The organism is Peribacillus sp. Aquil_B1 (assembly GCF_022603275.1).
In the GTDB taxonomy this organism is placed as follows: Bacteria; Bacillota; Bacilli; order Bacillales; family DSM-1321; genus Peribacillus.
Genome location: NZ_JAKXEE010000002.1, coordinates 268841 through 287570 on the forward strand (window position 1 = coordinate 268841; position 18730 = coordinate 287570).

At 40.3% G+C, this 18730-nt stretch carries 19 protein-coding genes; 6 read left to right on the top strand and 13 right to left on the bottom strand.

Annotated features, from left to right (window positions below):
• Positions 1–135: 135 nt before the first annotated feature.
• Positions 136–261 (bottom strand): GapA-binding peptide SR1P, encoded by a 126-nt coding sequence (locus tag MPH60_RS14980; RefSeq protein ID WP_072272684.1) that lies wholly within the window; start codon positions 259–261, stop codon positions 136–138.
• 599 nt (positions 262–860) lie between these two features.
• Between MPH60_RS14980 and MPH60_RS14985 the strand changes: the two genes are divergently transcribed.
• On the top strand, positions 861–1295 hold the full coding sequence (locus MPH60_RS14985; RefSeq protein WP_230177589.1) for a DUF1885 family protein: 435 nt from the start codon (positions 861–863) through the stop codon (positions 1293–1295).
• A gap of 26 nt (positions 1296–1321) precedes the next feature.
• On the opposite strand, the gene MPH60_RS14990 is transcribed toward MPH60_RS14985, so the two are convergent.
• The 7 genes from MPH60_RS14990 to MPH60_RS15020 all read right to left on the bottom strand — a co-directional run bounded on the left by MPH60_RS14990 (position 1322) and on the right by MPH60_RS15020 (position 9021).
• The gene (locus tag MPH60_RS14990) at positions 1322–2149 is read right to left on the bottom strand and encodes a polysaccharide deacetylase family protein (RefSeq protein WP_241590431.1); all 828 of its coding nucleotides are present in this window, start codon (positions 2147–2149) and stop codon (positions 1322–1324) included.
• Positions 2150–2193: 44 nt separating this feature from the next.
• Entirely contained in the window at positions 2194–2451 is a 258-nt protein-coding gene (locus MPH60_RS14995; protein WP_306804763.1) for a hypothetical protein, read from the bottom strand.
• A 275-nt stretch (positions 2452–2726) separates the two neighbouring features.
• Entirely contained in the window at positions 2727–4139 is a 1413-nt protein-coding gene (gene lpdA / locus MPH60_RS15000; protein ID WP_101224536.1) for a dihydrolipoyl dehydrogenase, read from the bottom strand.
• Positions 4140–4142: 3 nt separating this feature from the next.
• The gene (locus MPH60_RS15005) at positions 4143–5501 is read right to left on the bottom strand and encodes a dihydrolipoamide acetyltransferase family protein (protein ID WP_101224535.1); all 1359 of its coding nucleotides are present in this window, start codon (positions 5499–5501) and stop codon (positions 4143–4145) included.
• A gap of 120 nt (positions 5502–5621) precedes the next feature.
• Positions 5622–6599, bottom strand: a complete 978-nt coding sequence (locus MPH60_RS15010; protein WP_034314063.1) for an alpha-ketoacid dehydrogenase subunit beta — start codon at positions 6597–6599, stop codon at positions 5622–5624.
• Positions 6600–6602: 3 nt separating this feature from the next.
• Positions 6603–7718, bottom strand: a complete 1116-nt coding sequence (gene pdhA, locus MPH60_RS15015; RefSeq protein WP_241590432.1) for a pyruvate dehydrogenase (acetyl-transferring) E1 component subunit alpha — start codon at positions 7716–7718, stop codon at positions 6603–6605.
• Positions 7719–8361: 643 nt separating this feature from the next.
• Complete coding sequence (locus tag MPH60_RS15020; protein ID WP_241590433.1) at positions 8362–9021, bottom strand: YkyA family protein; 660 nt, start codon at positions 9019–9021, stop codon at positions 8362–8364.
• 213 nt (positions 9022–9234) lie between these two features.
• Here MPH60_RS15020 and MPH60_RS15025 point away from each other — a divergent pair, with 213 nt between their 5' ends.
• Both MPH60_RS15025 and def read left to right on the top strand, forming a co-directional pair.
• Positions 9235–9390 (top strand): YjcZ family sporulation protein, encoded by a 156-nt coding sequence (locus MPH60_RS15025; protein WP_063231991.1) that lies wholly within the window; start codon positions 9235–9237, stop codon positions 9388–9390.
• Positions 9391–9629: 239 nt separating this feature from the next.
• Positions 9630–10184, top strand: a complete 555-nt coding sequence (gene def, locus MPH60_RS15030; RefSeq protein WP_241590434.1) for a peptide deformylase — start codon at positions 9630–9632, stop codon at positions 10182–10184.
• 49 nt (positions 10185–10233) lie between these two features.
• On the opposite strand, the gene MPH60_RS15035 is transcribed toward def, so the two are convergent.
• On the bottom strand, positions 10234–11001 hold the full coding sequence (locus MPH60_RS15035; protein ID WP_241590435.1) for a Cof-type HAD-IIB family hydrolase: 768 nt from the start codon (positions 10999–11001) through the stop codon (positions 10234–10236).
• Positions 11002–11889: 888 nt separating this feature from the next.
• Between MPH60_RS15035 and MPH60_RS15040 the strand changes: the two genes are divergently transcribed.
• Positions 11890–12099, top strand: coding sequence for a DNA-dependent RNA polymerase subunit epsilon (locus MPH60_RS15040; protein ID WP_034314070.1), 210 nt, complete (start codon positions 11890–11892; stop codon positions 12097–12099).
• A 3-nt stretch (positions 12100–12102) separates the two neighbouring features.
• The gene (gene rnjA, locus MPH60_RS15045; protein ID WP_034314071.1) at positions 12103–13773 is read left to right on the top strand and encodes a ribonuclease J1; all 1671 of its coding nucleotides are present in this window, start codon (positions 12103–12105) and stop codon (positions 13771–13773) included.
• Positions 13774–14205: 432 nt separating this feature from the next.
• On the opposite strand, the gene MPH60_RS15050 is transcribed toward rnjA, so the two are convergent.
• The 4 genes from MPH60_RS15050 to MPH60_RS15065 all read right to left on the bottom strand — a co-directional run bounded on the left by MPH60_RS15050 (position 14206) and on the right by MPH60_RS15065 (position 17846).
• Positions 14206–14868, bottom strand: coding sequence for a potassium channel family protein (locus MPH60_RS15050; protein WP_284702805.1), 663 nt, complete (start codon positions 14866–14868; stop codon positions 14206–14208).
• Positions 14869–14926: 58 nt separating this feature from the next.
• Positions 14927–16051, bottom strand: coding sequence for an N-acetyldiaminopimelate deacetylase (locus MPH60_RS15055; RefSeq protein ID WP_241590573.1), 1125 nt, complete (start codon positions 16049–16051; stop codon positions 14927–14929).
• 75 nt (positions 16052–16126) lie between these two features.
• Positions 16127–16837, bottom strand: a complete 711-nt coding sequence (gene dapD, locus MPH60_RS15060) for a 2,3,4,5-tetrahydropyridine-2,6-dicarboxylate N-acetyltransferase (RefSeq protein ID WP_101224529.1) — start codon at positions 16835–16837, stop codon at positions 16127–16129.
• 124 nt (positions 16838–16961) lie between these two features.
• On the bottom strand, positions 16962–17846 hold the full coding sequence (locus MPH60_RS15065; RefSeq protein WP_063231999.1) for a LysR family transcriptional regulator: 885 nt from the start codon (positions 17844–17846) through the stop codon (positions 16962–16964).
• A 113-nt stretch (positions 17847–17959) separates the two neighbouring features.
• Between MPH60_RS15065 and MPH60_RS15070 the strand changes: the two genes are divergently transcribed.
• A complete protein-coding gene (locus tag MPH60_RS15070; RefSeq protein WP_241590436.1) occupies positions 17960–18697 on the top strand; it encodes a sulfite exporter TauE/SafE family protein in 738 nt (245 codons plus the stop codon).
• The last annotated feature ends 33 nt before the right edge of the window (positions 18698–18730 follow it).

Consider the following 18730-nt stretch of genomic DNA (forward strand, 5'->3'; position numbering starts at 1 on the left):
ATCAAACCAGAGCAGTCTGCTGCTCTGGTTTTTTGAACCTTTTATTATTAAGCACCGGCTTCTATAAAAAGGGTGCTCCAGGTTACAATCCTGAAACACCCTTAAATTCTATTAATCTTGAAATCCTTTTTCGATTTATTTTTCAGAGGCAGCTGTATCACAGCTTTGGCAGTTGTGATTGTGTGTATATAGTACACTTACTTTTTCATCTTCAAAATGTTCAATCGTGCTATTGCAAGTTTGACATACGATAGTTCCCATTTTTACAACCCCTTCCTCTATATTGTATGCATCAATAACGTAATGTAACCGCTTTACATGAATTATAATATAACACATTTATTATTTCAAGCTAAAAAGTATAACATATATACTTTTTCCCATTTAATGAAATCTCATGTTGGATTAAATTGATTTCAATCGTTCGTTAGACATATTCTTTTTATTAATGGCTGTTTTCGCATACTATGTTGCTATTTACCAAGTAAAGCGGTGTGGTTGATTTCCCCTCCAGATGCTCGCTTTCCGCGGGGCGGTCGGTGAGCCTCCTCGGCGTAAACGCCTGTGGTGGGGTCTCACCTGTACCGCTGCTCCCGCAGGAGTCTCGCACTTACGCTCCAATCAACCTTACATCGTTTCGTTTAAAAAACAACAATCTTTACGAAAAGAGCCTTATTAATACACGGGATTTTTTTATTAACGAAGGCCCCCCTATAGGCTGCTTTTAAGTTTCATCACACAACTTGCTTCAGCATAGCTACGTGAAAAAGGAATTTCGACTTTTCATTTACATATAGATATGTATATAATACATCCATAAAATGTTAATATATTCTTACATTCTATTAAGGGGGATCCACATGACTGAAAATGCCTATATCAAACTTGTTCCTGAGTCCGCGAAAGGGACTGTAACCATCGAAGACGTGAAAGAATTGCTGAACTATTATCGAATGATCACAGCGAAAACCGGAAAGCAGCTGGATTGGGACTATGATAAGAAGGCATTTCCTTATGAAATGAAGGAACCGGAAAGAATGAAAGATAAGGCCATATACCTCCAATCCAAAGAAGATCGATATCACATGATATTGATAGGCGTCGACCAAGAGGTCGTTAAGGATGAAGATGGATCTGAGCGGATTCAATCCTATATCCAATTCACCCTCCCTGAAACAGCCACTTTCGGTGATAAGGGAAAAGCAAATGAATTGTGTAAGTTCCTTGCAAAAAAGTTACGGGCACAGCTTCACCTCTTTAATAAACGGGTGATGTATTATTATCCAAGGAAATAAAAAAACCTGCAGATGCCGAAATTGGCTCATACAGGCGTTTCAATTAATTTTGGATCAAGGATCTCATAACCTTTCTTTTGAAAACCTTTCACGATATCCTCTATCGCTTCACTCGTCCATTTCCGGTCATGCATCAGTAAGTTCGCACCATTTCCTAAATAAGGGCTGTTCAACATGATTTCCGTTAAAGCTTTTTTATCCTGATACTCTTTTTCCCAGTCATATCCGTATGTCCAGTTCATGACCAACATTTTTTCTTTCTCAGCGACTTTTTTTGAATGCTCGGTATTCGATCCAAATGGCGCCCTGAAGTACTTAGGGCGTACCCCTGTAATGCCCTCAACCAAATTGTTCAATTTTACGATTTCCCGCTCCTGTTCCTTTTCGGTCAACTCTTTTAAATTCACATGGGAATAAGTATGATTGCCGATGGAAAAACCCATTTCGTGAATTTCTTTTAGCATCTCTTTATTTTTATCATTTTCAAGAAAGTGACCGTTCACGAAAAATATTGCAGGTACTTCAAGCCGCTTCAAGGTTTGGGCGATTTCCAGGGAATATTTATCAGGTGCATCATCGAATGTTAACAACACAACTTTCGGATTTGCATCCCCAATGGGTTTAAATGACCAATTCTCTTTATCCACCCGATATTCTGCCTTTACATTCCTTTCGCCAATTGTTTTAGACGTTTCTTTTTTCAAATTTTTCTCTTGATGGCTTTCATCCTGGATCGTTGTTGTCGTTTCAACACTTTTTTGATTCTCATTTTCAGTTTGACCTGAACTCGGATCATTACAAGCCATCAATAAAAATGATACAAATGTAAATAATGCTACTGCTTTGTTAATCATGATTCCTCCGTGGTTGATTGTGTCATTGCGGCTTACTTAAAAATTCAATAAACGGGTACCAGCGTTTCCAAAAGGATTTGCAAAATCCCATAACATAATAGACTTATCACGGTAACAAGCATGGTTCGTCTATTGGATTTTAAAATCATCTTTCCAATGTAGATGGCTAAATAAGAAAAGACCAGAAACATGAATACTTTGAAAACGAATCGATCGTTAACAGACAGCCATTCAACTAATGTATACCCGCTCCAAACGATTAGTTGAAAGAGGATTACCAGATAGTTTTTCAAGTGATCCACCTCATTTTAATATGAATATATCAGCCATGATCTTTTTATTGGCAAAAAATATTCGTATAGCACATCGCTCATCTTATTTTTTATCCTCTATTATCTTTTTCAAACCCCTTTAAGGAAAAAAGTAAGAAGTCCTTTTTATAGCTTATGCCCTTTTTGTCCTTTTCATTTAACTAGTGTGAAGAAAATCATGAATGGGCAGTCATCCTTCATTTTTGCCTATAAAGTCAATACAAAAAAAGCGTACTGCATTAGCAGTACGCTTTAATAAAACTCAATTATTTAATGATGTGAATAGGAGTTCCAAGGGCAACTTCAGCAGCTTCCATTGTGATTTCCCCTAAAGTTGGATGTGCATGGATTGTCATTGCAATATCTTCGGCAGTCATTCCTGCTTCGATAGCCAAACCAAGTTCTGCAATCATATCAGAAGCGTTTGGTCCTGCAATTTGTGCTCCAATAACCAATCCGTCTTCTTTGCGAGTGATAAGCTTCACAAATCCGTCCGTATTATTTAAGGAAAGAGCACGTCCATTTGCAGCGAATGGGAATTTAGAAGCAAGCGCTTCGATTCCAGCTTCCTTCGCTTCTTTTTCATTGTAACCGACAGAAGCAAGTTCCGGTTCAGAGAATACAACAGCCGGAATAGCAAGATAGTCGATTTCAGATGAATGTCCTGCAATGGCTTCAGCTGCAATTTTACCTTCATAAGATGCTTTATGAGCCAACTGAGGTCCAGAAACGATATCACCGATTGCGTAAATGTTTTTCACGCTAGTACGGCATTGTTTATCCGTTTCGATCAAACCACGGTCAGTCATTTTGATTCCGACTTGCTCCAGGCCGATTTCAGCAGTATTTGGACGACGTCCAACTGTTACTAAAACGTAATCGGCTTCAACTTTTTTCTCTTCGCCTTTTACTTCATAAGTAACGGTTACGCCTGTTTCAGTTTCTTCCACGCCTTTAGCATTAGCTTTAGTAACAATTTCAGCACCTTTGTTTTTAAGGTTACGCTTAACAAGTGCTGCCATTTGTTTTTCAAAGCCTGCAGAAAGGATTTCTTCCGTACCTTCAAGGATGGTCACTTTAGTGCCAAAGCTTGCGAATGCTCCACCAAGCTCCGTTCCAATGTAACCTCCGCCGATTACCACGATCGAACTTGGAACTTCTTCCAAAGCAAGAGCGCCAGTTGAATTAAGTACACGTTTCGTATATTTAAATGACGGAATCTCGATTGGCGATGAACCAGTCGCGATGATTGCGTTTTTAAATGTATATGTTTGGGCTGAGTCTTCATTCATAACACGGATGCTGTTTTCATCAACGAAATAAGCTTCGCCAGTTACAACATCAACATTATTACCTTTTAACAGGCTGCTTACACCGCCTGTTAATTTTTTTACAACAGAACCTTTCCAAGCTTGTACTTTAGAAAAATCAACAGTAACCTTTTCTGCAAAGATACCCATATCTTCTGAATGCTGAGCTTCATGGAAACGGTGTCCAGCCGAAATTAAAGCTTTCGATGGAATACAGCCTACATTCAAACAAACTCCGCCGATTGTTCCTTTTTCAACGACCGTTACTTTCTGTCCAAGCTGTGCTGCACGAATCGCGGCAACATATCCCCCTGGGCCTGAACCGATTACTAAAGTATCTGTTTCGATTGGAAAATCTCCTACTACCATTGTTTACGCCTCCATTAACAATAATTCTGGGTCGTTCAATAACTTTTTGATATGATTCAATGCATGTTGAGCTGTTGCTCCATCAATCATGCGGTGATCAAAGCTCAGTGATAATGCCAGAACTGGAGCGGCGATAATTTCCCCGTCGCGTACAATTGCTTTTTCGGCAATGCGTCCAATCCCTAGAATGGCAACTTCTGGATGATTGATTACAGGTGTGAACCATTGACCGCCTGCGGAACCGATATTCGTAATGGAGCAAGAAGCACCTTTCATTTCGTTAGGAGCCAATTTGCCGTCACGGGCTTTCGTCGCTAATTCGTTAATTTCTTGTGAAATAGCAAAAGTTGATTTACGATCTGCATCTTTTACAACTGGAACGAGCAGTCCTTTGTCTGTGTCTGCCGCAATTCCGATATTGTAATAGTGTTTATGGATAATCTCACTAGCTTCATCATCAAATGATGTGTTAAGCATAGGGAATTCACGTAATGCACTTGTTAACGCTTTAACAACATAAGGTAGGAATGTAAGCTTGATTCCTTTTTCTGCAGCAATTTCCTTGAATTTCTTACGATGAGCAACCAATAGCGTCACATCGACTTCATCCATTAATGTTACATGCGGAGCCGTCTGCTTGGATTTAACCATGGCTTTTGCGATCGCTTTTCTCATACCGCTCATTTTCTCGCGAGTTTCAGGATATTGCCCTTCAGGAATTGAAACTTTTTGTTTTTCGGTTGTTTCCGTATCATTTTGTTGTGAAGCTTCACTTTGAGCTGCTGGTTGCTGTGGAGCGGTTTTGCCGTTTTTGAAAGCATCTATGTCTTCTTTCATGATGCGGCCGTTATCCCCAGAACCAGAGATCTCACGAATGTTTACCCCTTGTTCGCGTGCATATTTCCGGACAGAAGGCATGGCGATAATACGTCGTGAAGGATCTGCCTCAACCTGTGGTTGTGCTCCCGCGCCCGTTACTCCGCTATTTTCTTGAACCGGAGCAGCCTCTTTCTTGACTTCCTGTCCAGCTTCAGCAGTTGCTTGAACCTGGGCCTCCGTATTCTTCTCGCCTTCTGCCTTCGCTTCTTCTCCATGATCCCCTTTAAACTGAAGATTTTCATAACCTGGAGCATCGAATGTTACAAGCACATCACCAACAACGGCAACCGTTCCTTCTTGAACAAGGATTTCTTCAACGGTACCTTCCACCGGTGATGGGATTTCAACAACGGCCTTATCGTTTTGAACCTCGCAAAGCACGTCATCCTCTTGAATCTTATCTCCTGGTTTTACAAACCATTTCACTATTTCACCTTCGTGTATACCTTCTCCGATATCAGGGAGTCTAAATTGGAATGCCACTGAGTTCAACCTCCTATATTAAATCATACTTAGTGCTTTGAATAAAGTCCTTTATCTTGCATTACCGTTAATGCAAAACCACTTTCCCAAGCAGGACATTCATTCCATTACTTAAGATTGTTAAAACTTCAAGACTTTAGTCGCCGTTTCAATAATGTCTTTATAATTAGGGAGCCATACTGTTTCAGCTTGTGAAAACGGGAATACCGTATCAGCAGCCGCCACTCGAAGTACTGGAGCATCCAAGCTCAAAATGGCACGTTCGTTAATTTCCGCTACAACATTCGCTGCTATACCAGCTTGCTTTTGTGCCTCTTGAACAACGATAGCGCGTCCTGTTTTTTCTACAGAAGCAATGATTGTATCGATATCCAATGGAGATACAGTCCGTAAGTCGACCACTTCGACGGAATGACCATCCTTAGCCAATTCCTCAGCTGCCTTGATGGATTCCTGCACCATCGCACCATACGTAATAATGGATAAATCCGTTCCTTCTCTTTTCACATCCGCTTTTCCTAATGGAATGGTATATTCTTCTTCAGGAACTTCCTGACGGAAAGACCGGTACAATTTCATGTGCTCAAGGAAAATGACAGGGTCATTATCACGAATCGCAGAAATCAATAAGCCTTTTGCATCATAAGGAGTGGAAGGGATAACTACTTTTAACCCTGGTTGCTGAGCCATTAAACCTTCTAAGCTATCAGCATGCATTTCCGGTGTATGCACTCCGCCTCCAAAAGGTGAACGAATTGTAACCGGTGCACTGTAACGTCCGCCTGAACGGTAGCGCATACGAGCAAGCTGACCGCTTACGGAATCCATTACTTCATATACAAATCCGAAGAATTGAATTTCAGGAACAGGACGGAAACCTTGTAAAGAAAGACCGACCGCTAATCCACCGATTCCAGATTCAGCAAGAGGTGTATCGAATACACGATCTTCACCGAATTCTTTTTGAAGATTTTCCGTTGCACGGAAAACTCCTCCATTAAGACCTACATCTTCCCCAAAAACGAGTACATTCTCGTCATTTTTAAGTTCTGTGCGTAATGCTTCTGTAATTGCTTGAATCATCGTCAATTGAGCCATGGCTTACTTCGACTCCTTCTCTTTATAAATTTCATATTGTTCTTTTAAGTTATAAGGCATTTCTTCATACATGATTTCAATTAAGTCTGTAACCTTTTGTTTAGGTTCTGCATCAGCCAATTTGATTGCTTCTTTAATATCGTCTTTTGCTTTTTCTATCGTTTCGTTTTCTAATTCTTCATTCCAAAGTTTTTTGTTTTCCAAGAACTTGCGGAAACGAACCAATGGATCTTTCAGTTCCCACTCGTTATCCATTTCGGAAGTACGGTAACGTGTCGGGTCATCCCCAGCCATCGTATGCGGACCATAACGGTAAGTTAATGTTTCAATCAATGTAGGGCCTTCACCATTGATTGCACGTTCACGCGCTTCTTTAACGGCTGTATAAACGGCCAACGCATCCATACCATCAACCTGGATTCCAGGAATACCTGCAGCCACACCTTTTTGGGCCAATGTTTTAGCTGCTGATTGCAAATCAACCGGTGTCGAGATTGCGAAACGGTTATTTTGCACGATGAAGATAGCTGGCGCTTTAAATGCACCTGCAAAGTTAATTCCCTCATAGAAGTCACCTTGTGAGGTTCCGCCGTCCCCCGTATATGTAATGGCAACAGCTTTTTTTCCGCGTTTCTTCAACCCAAGAGCCACTCCGGCAGCTTGGATATATTGAGCACCGATAATGATTTGAGGGGAAATGACATTGACGTCTTCAGGAATTTGATTTCCTTTAAAGTGTCCCCGGGAGAATAAGAATGCTTGCCAAAGCGGCAGACCATGCCAAACGATTTGCGGTACATCACGGTAACCAGGCAGAATGAAATCTTCTTTTTCCAAAGCATACTGGGAAGCGATTTGAGAAGCTTCTTGACCGGCAGTCGGTGCATAGAAACCTAATCTGCCTTGGCGGTTCAGTGATATGGAACGTTGATCCAAGATACGTGTATAAACCATACGACGCATTAATTCTTGCAATTGTTCATCACTTAAATCAGGCATAGCCGCTTCATTAACGACTTCTCCCTCTTCATTTAAAATTTGAAAAGTTTCAAATTGTTCTTCTACTTTCTTAAGCTGATCTTGAACATTAATTTTAGCTTGCTTAGTTTTTTGAGCCATTTGGCACCTCATCCTTTCATTAAAAAGGTTTGCTATTATTATTCTATAAAGCAAAAAAAGTTTGCTTTTTAGTTTCTTCAATAATTCATTCTTTTATTTTTCCCTTAAGACCAATCCCTCAAACGTGGATATGCTTAATATGTCTCAATCTTATTCTGTACCATAAAAAAAATCAAGGAAAATGATACAAGAATTTTTATAGATTAAGTTTACAAGATGAATTAACATCAAGTCAATCACTTGGAGTTCCTTATAATTTTGATTTAATAGAATTTCCAGAACACATACTTCTTCTCTGTATTAGTTTCCACTTTACAACTGTACTATTAAAATTCACGTCTTTATCGATTTAAGGTTGGCGAAGGATAACATTTCAATTCCCCCGCATATCCCATCGATTCCAAAACCGCTTTAACTAAAGGCATTTGAGACTCAGGAATAATATTCCAAAAAAATGTTCAAACGCTTTCATGTAACGCTGCTGTTAGATTTTTAATTATCGATTTTTTTTAGTACAGGTATAAAAATCTTCATCAATCTGCTTACACAAAAAAGATCATTTTAGAAATTTTCAGTCCATAATCGGACAGGATGGAATAAAATATGGGCTGTGATTGAGGATCACAGCCCATCATTATTTATATTATTTTGTTGAATCAGCCATTTCTATGCCGGAACTATCATAAAAACTTTCTTTTTTTTGATTTGATTTTTCCGTTAATGCATTAAATTCCTCATTCGCTTTCAAAACTTTTGTATAAGAAGTATTGATTTTCTCGATTTGCATTTGTAATTCATCCATTTTCAAATCCTCTTTTTTAAACAGTTCATATAATTCACGATCATAAGCCAGACTTTGTTGATAGGCATCATATAAATCATCGTAGGTGCTATAGCGCTCACTCATGACCTTTTTCATTTCAGTCGCTTCTTTTTTTATCTTTTCATCCTCAATTTTCCCGATTTGTTCGTCAATCTGATTGAATTGTTCTTTTGAGGATTGCATACTGCTTTGTTCCTTTTCAATTATTTCTTCCCTTTGGTCGATATTCTTGGTTGCTTCATCTGAAAGCTCGACGATCTGTTCATAATCATCCAATCCAAGTTTAATGATTTTCTCATATTTTTCTTTTTCTTTTTTCTCCAAATCATTAAGTGGCTCTTGATTCTCGGTGAAATCACTTTCCTTTTCTGCAGTTTTCTCTAAGATTTTGTGGATTCTTTCTTCCGGTGAACCATTGAAACAACCAGTCAAGACCACTAAAGAAAGAAGTAAAATAACATATGGGGCAATACGGTTCAAAATAGACAGCTCCTTCTGATAATTCTTCGAAGATTCATATTTCTCTAAATCCCCTTATAAGCCGCTGACACTTGTTACAATAATATTCCGAACAGGTTTTTTTCATTACTGGGCGCTAGCCTACACCCTTTAAACCATACTGCATAGGCTGTAGGGACCGTTTCAAATCAGAGTGGTCAGCATTTAATAATACAAAAACGGAGGTATGAAATTATGTATGGAGGTTCCAACCAGGAATGTTGTTATCCGGTTTCCGTTGCACCCAGCTATGGTTATGGTGATGGTGGAGGCTGCGGCTTTGGAAGCGGCTTCGCCATAATCATTGTCCTGTTCATTCTGCTAATCATTGTCGGCGCGTGCTTATGCTAAGCAGGTAATTACTATTACCTTTACCCGAAAATGTTAACTATTTACCCTGATTCACAAAAAATGATTTATTTTTTTAAATAGACCTCAACAGGCCAATAAAATAATGGTGGGGATAGGAATTAATCGATTTGATTCCATCCCTTCCATTTTTCTTTCATTAGACCATCCATTAACTTTCAGCATTTTTTTTGTTAAAATAACCCTATACATATTATTAAATTTTTATGGGGTGAAAGATTATGCTAACCATGGATGATTTTGTTAATGAAGACGATCCAATCTTAAGGCAAGTCGCGATAGAGGTTCCGCTTCCGGCATCATATGAAGATAAACAACTTTTAGCCAGCCTGATGGAATTTGTCCAAAACAGCCAGAAGCCCGATATTGCCGCTATATATGGGTTAAGGGCAGGAATTGGCTTGGCTGCACCTCAAGTGAATGTTTCAAAAAGGATGATTGCGGTTCATTTGAAAGAAAAAGATGATCAATTGTATAGCTATGCACTTTTCAACCCTAAACTCATTAGCCATTCAGTGGAAAAAGCATACTTGACATCCGGAGAAGGCTGCCTTTCCGTAAATCGTCCCGTTTCCGGCTATGTGCCCCGTTATGCTCGAATAACGGTCGTGGGTACGGACCTGGAAGGAAAATCGGTTCAACTCCGCCTGAAAGGCATCGCAGCCATTTGCTTTCAACATGAAATCGACCACCTTAACGGAATCATGTTCTATGATCATATCAATCCGGAAGACCCTTATGCCATTCCGGAAAATTCTATTGCGGTGGAAAGGTAACGTTATAAGCAAAACCCCCGCCTGTTGGTTGACGGGGGTTTTGTTTTTTTTATATCAATTCAAGTTCCTTCAAACCAAAAAGTATGCCATCATCATCGACATCCTTCGTTACAAAGTCGGCCTCTTGCTTCACAAGTTGACCGGCATTCCCCATTGCCACGCCATATCCCGCTACTTTTAACATTTCTATATCATTTAAGCCATCTCCAAAGGCGTAAACATCCTCCAGAGCAAATCCTACTTTTTCCATTAATATTTTAATGCCTTCAGCCTTTGAACCCCCGAATGGAAGTACATCCGTCGAATACTCATGCCATCTAATGAAGTGAAAGTCATCATAATTCCCAACAAAGTTCCCTTCTTCATCTTCCGAGCAGAATAACAAGGCTTGGTATATATCATGGTCCTCATAAAAATCTGCCACATGTTCAGGATGGGGAAACTTCAGGCTGCTTAATGCCTCTTCAATTCGACTATGATGAGGAACACTCGATTTCATTGTCTCCTCATTCATGAAAACGATCGGGATTTCATTATTTTCAGCATGTTCGTGGAGCCGTTTTATCTCAGGTATGCTCAAAGGGTTTTTATAAACGACTTTCCCCTCAAAAACAACGTATTGTCCATTGAAGCTTACGAATGTATCGATGCCAAGCTCTTCCCTTAACGACTCAAACATGAACGGAGCCCTTCCTGTGGCAATCGCTACAAAAACCCCGCTATCCTGCAATTGCTTAATGGCTTTTTTTGTTGAAGCAGGTAACTTTTTTTCATGATCAAGCAATGTTCCGTCAATATCAAAGAATACGATTTTCACTAACGATTCACTTCCAATTCATTCATTTTTTCCTTTTTTAATATGTACCCATTTAATAATTGTCATCAAGATAAGTCAAGTAACTCTACCGTATCCAACTCAAAGTTACGTTTTTTATTCAGGAATGGGCATATACTATTCTTAATTAGAAACCAGCTAAGGCTTTCCAGACTACACTTCTCCCACCCTTCTTGCCTCTAAAATCCCCGTTGCTTGTCTGGATGAGCCTTTTTTTTCAAAAATGGGCCAAGTACCTGTAAAGACGTATTTACATTATTGAATAATCCTATACAATAATAACTAAGGGAGCGTGATCGCCATGTTAAAAAAGCTTCGTAAAAAGCTTGTTAAACAGTGGAATGATCTTTTAAGAAAAAAATCTATCGCATGATTTGCCACTCATTACTGCCTTGGCCGTCATCCATATGCGAATTTTTTTCGGACAGCCCTTCAAAAACTTGCGGAGGGCTTCTTCCTTGTTGTAAAGTTCTTGTTAAGCATTCTTTCTTTCTTGGCTTTTATATGGTCAGGTGAATACATATTTCAATCAAAATATGAGTCGTTGTCTTTTCATGAAACGCTGTACACAGTGATACTATATTAATTTAGAAAGAAATCGTTTACGAAAAAAAAGATCCCATGATTTAAGTTTTACACATGGCAAAAACGGATAGGATATAAGATAGAGGAAGCTACAATCGGGTTGATACCAGAATCTGCCATCTATTTTTTTATATACTTTTAGACATTGGTATATTTAATTCTCAAACCCCTTCCGTTTTTATGGCGGAGCTGGGTTTATTTTTACATGATGTTGAAAAACATGAAAAAATTGTTGTTTTTATATATAATGAAAAAAGCAATGCATACAAGTGAGGAGAGATTAAAATGGTTTTTAAGGTATACTATCAAGTAACCATATCAGAGGTTCCCATCAGGGAGAATACTAAAACAATGTTTGTCGAAGGTGAATCCGTTCGTGACGTCCGTCTAAAATTAAAAAAAGAACCTTATAACGTAGAAATCGTACTACCCGTAACCGGAGCATATTTAGAATATGAAAAACAAAATGAAGATTACAAAGTATTGGAGCTATAATTTATGAAATTTGTAAAAAACGATCAAACAGCTGTATTCGCCCTGGGCGGTTTAGGCGAAATCGGTAAGAACACATATGCTGTTCAGTTTCAAGATGAAATCATCATCATTGATGCTGGAATTAAATTTCCTGAAGATGAACTTCTCGGTATTGACTATGTGATTCCAGATTACAGCTATTTAGAGAAAAATGTAGATAAAATTAAAGGCGTTTTCATTACCCATGGCCATGAAGACCATATTGGCGGGATTCCTTATTTACTTAGAAAAGTGAATGTCCCTGTATACGGCGGGAAGCTGGCACTTGGACTGCTTCGTAATAAATTGGAAGAACACGGCCTTTTACGTCAGACAACCATGATTGAAATCAGTGAAGATGAAGTGATCAAGTTCCGGAAGACGTCCGTTTCTTTCTTCCGCACCACTCACAGTATCCCTGATTCTTATGGGATCGTCGTTAAAACGCCACCTGGACAAATTGTCCATACTGGTGATTTCAAATTCGACTTCACACCAGTGGGCGAGCCTGCAAACCTTACCAAAATGGCGGAAATCGGTAAAGAAGGCGTATTGTGCTTACTCTCGGATAGCACAAATAGTGAAGTGCAGAACTTTACTATGTCCGAAAGCCGTGTCGGCGATACCATTCAAGACATTTTCCGTAAGGTTGACGGCCGGATCATTTTTGCAACGTTTGCATCGAACATTCATCGCCTTCAGCAAGTTGTGGAAGCAGCCGTGGCTAACGGACGCAAAATAGCCGTTTTTGGCCGGAGCATGGATTCAGCCATATCGATTGGACAAGATCTTGGTTATATCGTAGCGCCTAAAGATACATTTATTGATGTACAGCAATTGAATCGCATGCCTGCGAATAAAGTAACCATCCTTTGTACAGGCAGCCAAGGTGAACCAATGGCAGCCCTGTCGCGGATAGCGAATGGCACTCACCGTCAAATTCAAATCATCCCTGGTGATACTGTCGTATTTTCTTCTTCACCTATCCCAGGTAACACAATCAGTGTTTCCAGAACGATCAATCAATTATATCGTGCAGGAGCAGACGTCATTTCAGGTCCTCTGAATGACATTCATACATCAGGGCACGGCGGACAGCAGGAACAAAAGCTAATGCTTCGTTTGATAAAACCAAAATTCTTCATGCCAATCCATGGTGAATACCGTATGCAAAAACTTCATGCCCGCCATGCAGTCGATTGCGGAGTTCCGGAAGAAAATTGCTTTATCATGGATAATGGTGAAGTTCTTTCCTTAAGTGAAAACACAGCACAAATTGCTGGTAAAATCCCTTCAGGTTCGGTTTATATCGATGGAAGCGGCATCGGGGATATCGGTAATATCGTTCTCCGAGATCGTCGGATTCTTTCCGAGGAAGGTCTTGTCGTCGTCGTTGTCAGCATCAATATGAAGGAATTCAAAATTGCATCCGGTCCTGACATCATTTCACGCGGATTTGTTTATATGAGAGAATCAGGAGACCTGATCAGCGATGCTCAATCCTTGATCACCAAGCATTTAAATAAGGTGATGGATCGCAAAACTACACAATGGTCTGAAATCAAAAATGAAATTACAGACACACTTTCTCCATTCCTATATGAAAAAACTAAACGCCGTCCAATGATCCTGCCGATCATCATGGAAGTTCAATAATAAAAAGGTTCCGGAATGGTCTCATTCCGGAACCTTTTTGATTTTATATTGGATTTGAACCAGTTATGGAGAATAGCCTGCCTCATAATCTTTCAAGTCCCCATAAAGTCAAACAACGCATACCATGCTTTTCTTTTTCATCTGCGAATACATGATTGAAAAGCTCATTGTTTTTCCCGAACGTACTAAATGATAAAACAAAGTTGATTGAAACCGAGGGTACGAGACTCCTGCGGGAATACGCGTCCAAGGGAGACCCCGCGGAAAGCGAGTGCCTGGAGTGGAAATCACCATTCGAATCTTACAATCAAAAAAACTGTAGACAAACTCAATTATCGAGTTCGTATACAGTCTGAAAAGCCCAGCCATCATATAGCTGGGCTTTTTATTTTCCTTAAAGTGAGCGCTGCTCGATTTTAGCAGGACAATTACTTATTCTACAATCTTTTTTTCGAAACGATTGATGTCGGAATCTGCTCCAATGACGATTAAAATATCACCTTTATGAATTAAATCGCTCGCCTGTGGGGAGACATTTATTTCGTTCCCTCTTTTGATCGCGACGATATTCAGCCCATAGTGAGCACGGATATCAAGGTCAAATATCGAGTTTCCATTCATCTTTTGGCTGGCGACAATTTCGACGATGGAGTGTTCATCTGAAAGCTCCAAATAATCGAGGATATTATTGGAGACTATATTATGGGCAATCCTTCTTCCCATATCTCGTTCGGGGTGCACGACAAAGTCGGCCCCGATTTTCCGGAGAACCTTCTCATGATAATCATTTTGCGCTTTAACCGTTACATTTCCGACACCCAATTCCTTAAGCATGAGGGTCGTCAATATACTAGCTTGAATATTCTCGCCAATCGCTACAATGACGTGATCAAAATTACGAATACCTATGTTTCTCAGCACATTTTCATCCGTCGTATCCCCAACTACGGCATGTGAAGCTATCCTGGCAAATTCATTCACTCGATCCTCGTCAGCATCGATGGCCAGAACCCCTAATCCTTCTTCAGCTAATGTCCTGACTATGCTGCCGCCAAAACGGCCAAGTCCAATCACCGCAAATTCTTTTTTCACAATAAGCCCTCCAACGTGATTCGTTCTCTCTTTAGAGCATGTTCTGTACTGAAAAGCATTTTTACGCTTCGCTTCCTTTAAACGTTATATATTCCGTTAAGTGATTGATCGCGAGTTCAATCGCTTTTTCATCAGGACTTAACTTGGCGTGGTGCAATCCGTATTCCGATGAAACCCCCAGCCAGAACATGAATCCTGGAATCTCCTTTAACATATAACCAAAATCTTCACCAGTCATCGCTTCCGTACAACAATGCAAATGAACAGCATTTGACTTCTCTGTAAATTCCATGAATTCCCGGGTCAACCGCTCTTCATTATACACCTGGTGATACATCGCTCCATAGTCGATATCAGCCAAGCACTCATATCCCACTTGTATACCATCCACAAGCGCTTTTATTCTTGACTTGACCTTTACCATCGATTCGGGGTTAAGGGTGCGTATTGTGCCTTCTAACCGCGCTGTCTCTGCAATAATGTTTTGAACGGTGCCTCCAGTAATCTTCCCAACTGTAATGACAGCTGAATCAAGTGGATTGACATTCCTTGAAACGACTGTTTGCAGCTGCCCTACTAGCGAGCAGGCCGCAATGACCATATCATTTGTTTCATGCGGATAGGCTGCATGCCCTCCTTTCCCCCTCAAATCGATGAATAATTCAGATGTATTGGCAAATAGAAGCCCTTCTTTAACGGCAATCGTACCAACTGGATACTCTGGGGCAATATGTAAGGCAAGGATCATATCCGGCTTCCATTTTTTCATGGTTTCCGATTTAAGCATAGGTTCAGCCCCTCCAGGCCCCTCTTCTGCAGGCTGGAAGATGAATAGCAAGTCATCATCAATCGGATTTTCAGTGAAATATGTCAATAACCCCAAACCTATGCTCATATGAAAATCATGACCGCAGGCATGCATATATTCCTCGTGGTTGGATGCAAACGGCAATCCGGTTTCCTCTTTTATCGGCAGACCGTCAATATCAGCCCGGTAGCCAATCGTTTTTCGCGGATTCCTTCCCTTCACTTTCACGAATATCCCAGTCCGCCAAGTTTCGATTTCCATTCGCTCCTGGGCTAGATTCGTTATGTAATTCAGTAGGTATTGCTGCGTCTTGAATTCCTTGAATCCTATCTCCGGTATTTGATGCAAATCACGCCGGATTTCGGCAAAAGGATTTATTTTCACATTATTCCCTCCCTATACAGAAAGCGTGGATATATTTATCCACGCTTCAGGCAATATTCACTAAAGAAATTAAAGTTGACGAAGTTCTTGCATGATTTCTGTTTTTGATTTTGTTTTTTCGTCAATTTGTTTAATGACCCTTGCCGGGATACCAGCAGCCACGGAGTATGGAGGAACGTCTTTCGTTACAACTGCACCAGCAGCCACAACGGAACCTTCACCGATTTTGACACCTTCTAGTACGACCGCATTGGCTCCGATTAACACATCATCTTCCAAAATGACCGGTTGTGCGGAAGGAGGCTCGATGACACCTGCTAAAACGGCACCTGCACCTACGTGACAGTTTTTGCCCACTGTTGCACGCCCGCCCAGTATTGCGTTCATGTCGATCATTGTACCTTCACCGATAACAGAACCAATATTGATTGATGCACCCATCATGATGACTGCGTTGTCTCCAATGGATACTTGGTCCCGAATTATTGCGCCAGGCTCGATACGGGCTTTGATGCCTTTTAGGTCCAATAAAGGAATGGCGGAGTTACGACGATCATTTTCAACTACATAATCCTCGATTTTTGTTCCTGCTGCCTTGATTGCTTCTTCGACTTCAGACCACTCACCGAATACAACCCCTGTATTTCCTGTAATGAAAGTTTTAGAAGTTGGACCAAAATCCATGCCTTCTAAATCACCTTTGACATATACCTTTACAGGTGTAGATTTTTTACTATTTGAGATAAAAGAAATAATTTCGTTTGCATCCATTTTATTCATTCCGGGTAAACCTCCTAAATATGTATCATTACTCGTTTTAAATTTACCAGACAACAGCCGGCAAGACAAGTTGAATGTCACTCTTATATATTATTCTGCCCTATTGACATTTTTGTAGGCGGACCTATAACATTCCTTGGTCGCGAATATGCTCTTTCACCACTTCCGTGAATGCCTGGACTTGCTTTAACTGAAAGGCAGATTCATAGCCGCAAAGCCATGTATCACGTTCGATTGAGTGGTTATGCCCATCCAGTAGAGGGATTTTAAATACATTCGTATCTTTATCATGTAAAGTGATGGCTGGCAGAATCGCATATCCTATACCATTAAACACCATTTGTTTGCATGTTTCGATTTGGTCCACGACTATGGTGTTTTTTGGTGTCGTTTTAAATTGCCGATGCCACCAGTCCTGGATTTCCTGGTAATAATTCGAATCGCTTTTAAACTGAATGAATGGCCGGTCCGTTTCGAACACTTGATTCAGTTCCTTCATTTCAGTATCCACCAAATAAAGCATATCCGTGAATAAGTGCTGTTTTACCCCTTTCCAATCCGGGGCCCCTCTTATGATGCCAATATGTACTTGCCCTTCATACAAAGACTTTAAAATCTCACTGCTCCAGCCAGTGATCAAGGAAATTTTGGCATACGGGTATTTTTGGACGAACTTTTTCAATACTTGCGGCAGCCAATTTTGACCGACAATCGAGGCGCAGGCTATTTTCAAAGTGCCATATACTTCATGGTCCATAGCTTGGATGCTTTCCCTGACCTTTTCTTCTTTTTCTATAACTTCATTGGCCAGACGAATTACCGCTTCGCCTGCTGGCGTCAGTGACAGCCCTTTTTGTGAACGCAAAAACAGTTTCGAGCCCCAATCCTTTTCTATTGATTGTAAACGCTGAGATAAAGCCGGCTGGGAAACGAACAGCCGCTCAGCAGCTTTTCTCATATTCATTTCCTGAGCAAGCACGGATAATAAATGAAATTCTGAAAATGACATACACACCAACCTCTTGATAATCAAATCTTATCATGATGAATTAATTTATTTAAATTTTATTATCAACAAAGTCGGCTTATAATACAAGAGAAAAGAAACGGAGTGGTTATCCTTTGACGATCATTTTATTGCTTGCCATCAGTTTTGCAGCATCCTTTGTCGGTACATTGGCCGGGAGCGGCGGTCTTATCGGCATGCCATCCCTTCTGTTGTTAGGTTTACCCATACACCAGGTTATTGGTTCAGTCAAGTTTTCCAATATGTTTTCTTCCTTTTCCAGTTTTTATATATTACTCAAGAAGAAACAGTTAAAATTGAAGGATGCCCTCCAGTTAATCCCATTTGCCCTTTTCGGTGGCTTTTGTGGCGGGCTGCTTGCTAATTCATTCTCTGAAAAGGCGATGAATCTATTGGCCATCTGTCTTTTGACTATCGCTTTGATCATGAATTTCATAAAAAAACCGAAACCTTCCGATGAAACGGATTGGCATCTCCCAAAAAAAGTTTATCCATCCCTATTCGGAATCAGTGTCTATGACGGAATGTTCGGACCGGGACAGGCAACCATGCTCATGTATACCTTTTTAAGAAATGGTGCCACCTACCTTCAATCCTTGGCTTTTACTAGACTCCAAACTTTCATTAGCTGCACTGCTGCATTCATCACCTTTTTCCTTGCCGGTAACATTGCTTGGGAGATCGCCATTTATTACACGATCGGTTCCCTGATCGGCTCACAGCTGGCCCTGCTTGTGGCTCAAAAAATCTCCACTCGACAATTGAAATTCATTTTACATTCGGTCACGATCGCCTTATTGATTCAATTGATCATCAGAGTCGCGTCTCCTTAAAAAAGGCAAACTCCATTTAAAGAGTCTGCCTTT

Bases quoted from the DNA above. Each gene is read 5' to 3' on its own strand.
- MPH60_RS15065 (WP_063231999.1), bottom strand. From the start codon at position 17,846: ATGTCATTTTCAGAATTTCATTTATTATCCGTGCTTGCTCAGGAAATG.
- def (WP_241590434.1), top strand. From the start codon at position 9,630: ATGCTAACCATGGATGATTTTGTTAATGAAGACGATCCAATCTTAAGG.
- pdhA (WP_241590432.1), bottom strand. From the start codon at position 7,718: ATGGCTCAAAAAACTAAGCAAGCTAAAATTAATGTTCAAGATCAGCTT.
- dapD (WP_101224529.1), bottom strand. From the start codon at position 16,837: ATGAATAAAATGGATGCAAACGAAATTATTTCTTTTATCTCAAATAGT.
- MPH60_RS14985 (WP_230177589.1), top strand. From the start codon at position 861: ATGACTGAAAATGCCTATATCAAACTTGTTCCTGAGTCCGCGAAAGGG.
- MPH60_RS15025 (WP_063231991.1), top strand. From the start codon at position 9,235: ATGTATGGAGGTTCCAACCAGGAATGTTGTTATCCGGTTTCCGTTGCA.
- MPH60_RS14980 (WP_072272684.1), bottom strand. From the start codon at position 261: ATGGGAACTATCGTATGTCAAACTTGCAATAGCACGATTGAACATTTT.
- MPH60_RS14990 (WP_241590431.1), bottom strand. From the start codon at position 2,149: ATGATTAACAAAGCAGTAGCATTATTTACATTTGTATCATTTTTATTG.
- MPH60_RS15010 (WP_034314063.1), bottom strand. From the start codon at position 6,599: ATGGCTCAATTGACGATGATTCAAGCAATTACAGAAGCATTACGCACA.
- rnjA (WP_034314071.1), top strand. From the start codon at position 12,103: ATGAAATTTGTAAAAAACGATCAAACAGCTGTATTCGCCCTGGGCGGT.
- lpdA (WP_101224536.1), bottom strand. From the start codon at position 4,139: ATGGTAGTAGGAGATTTTCCAATCGAAACAGATACTTTAGTAATCGGT.
- MPH60_RS15040 (WP_034314070.1), top strand. From the start codon at position 11,890: ATGGTTTTTAAGGTATACTATCAAGTAACCATATCAGAGGTTCCCATC.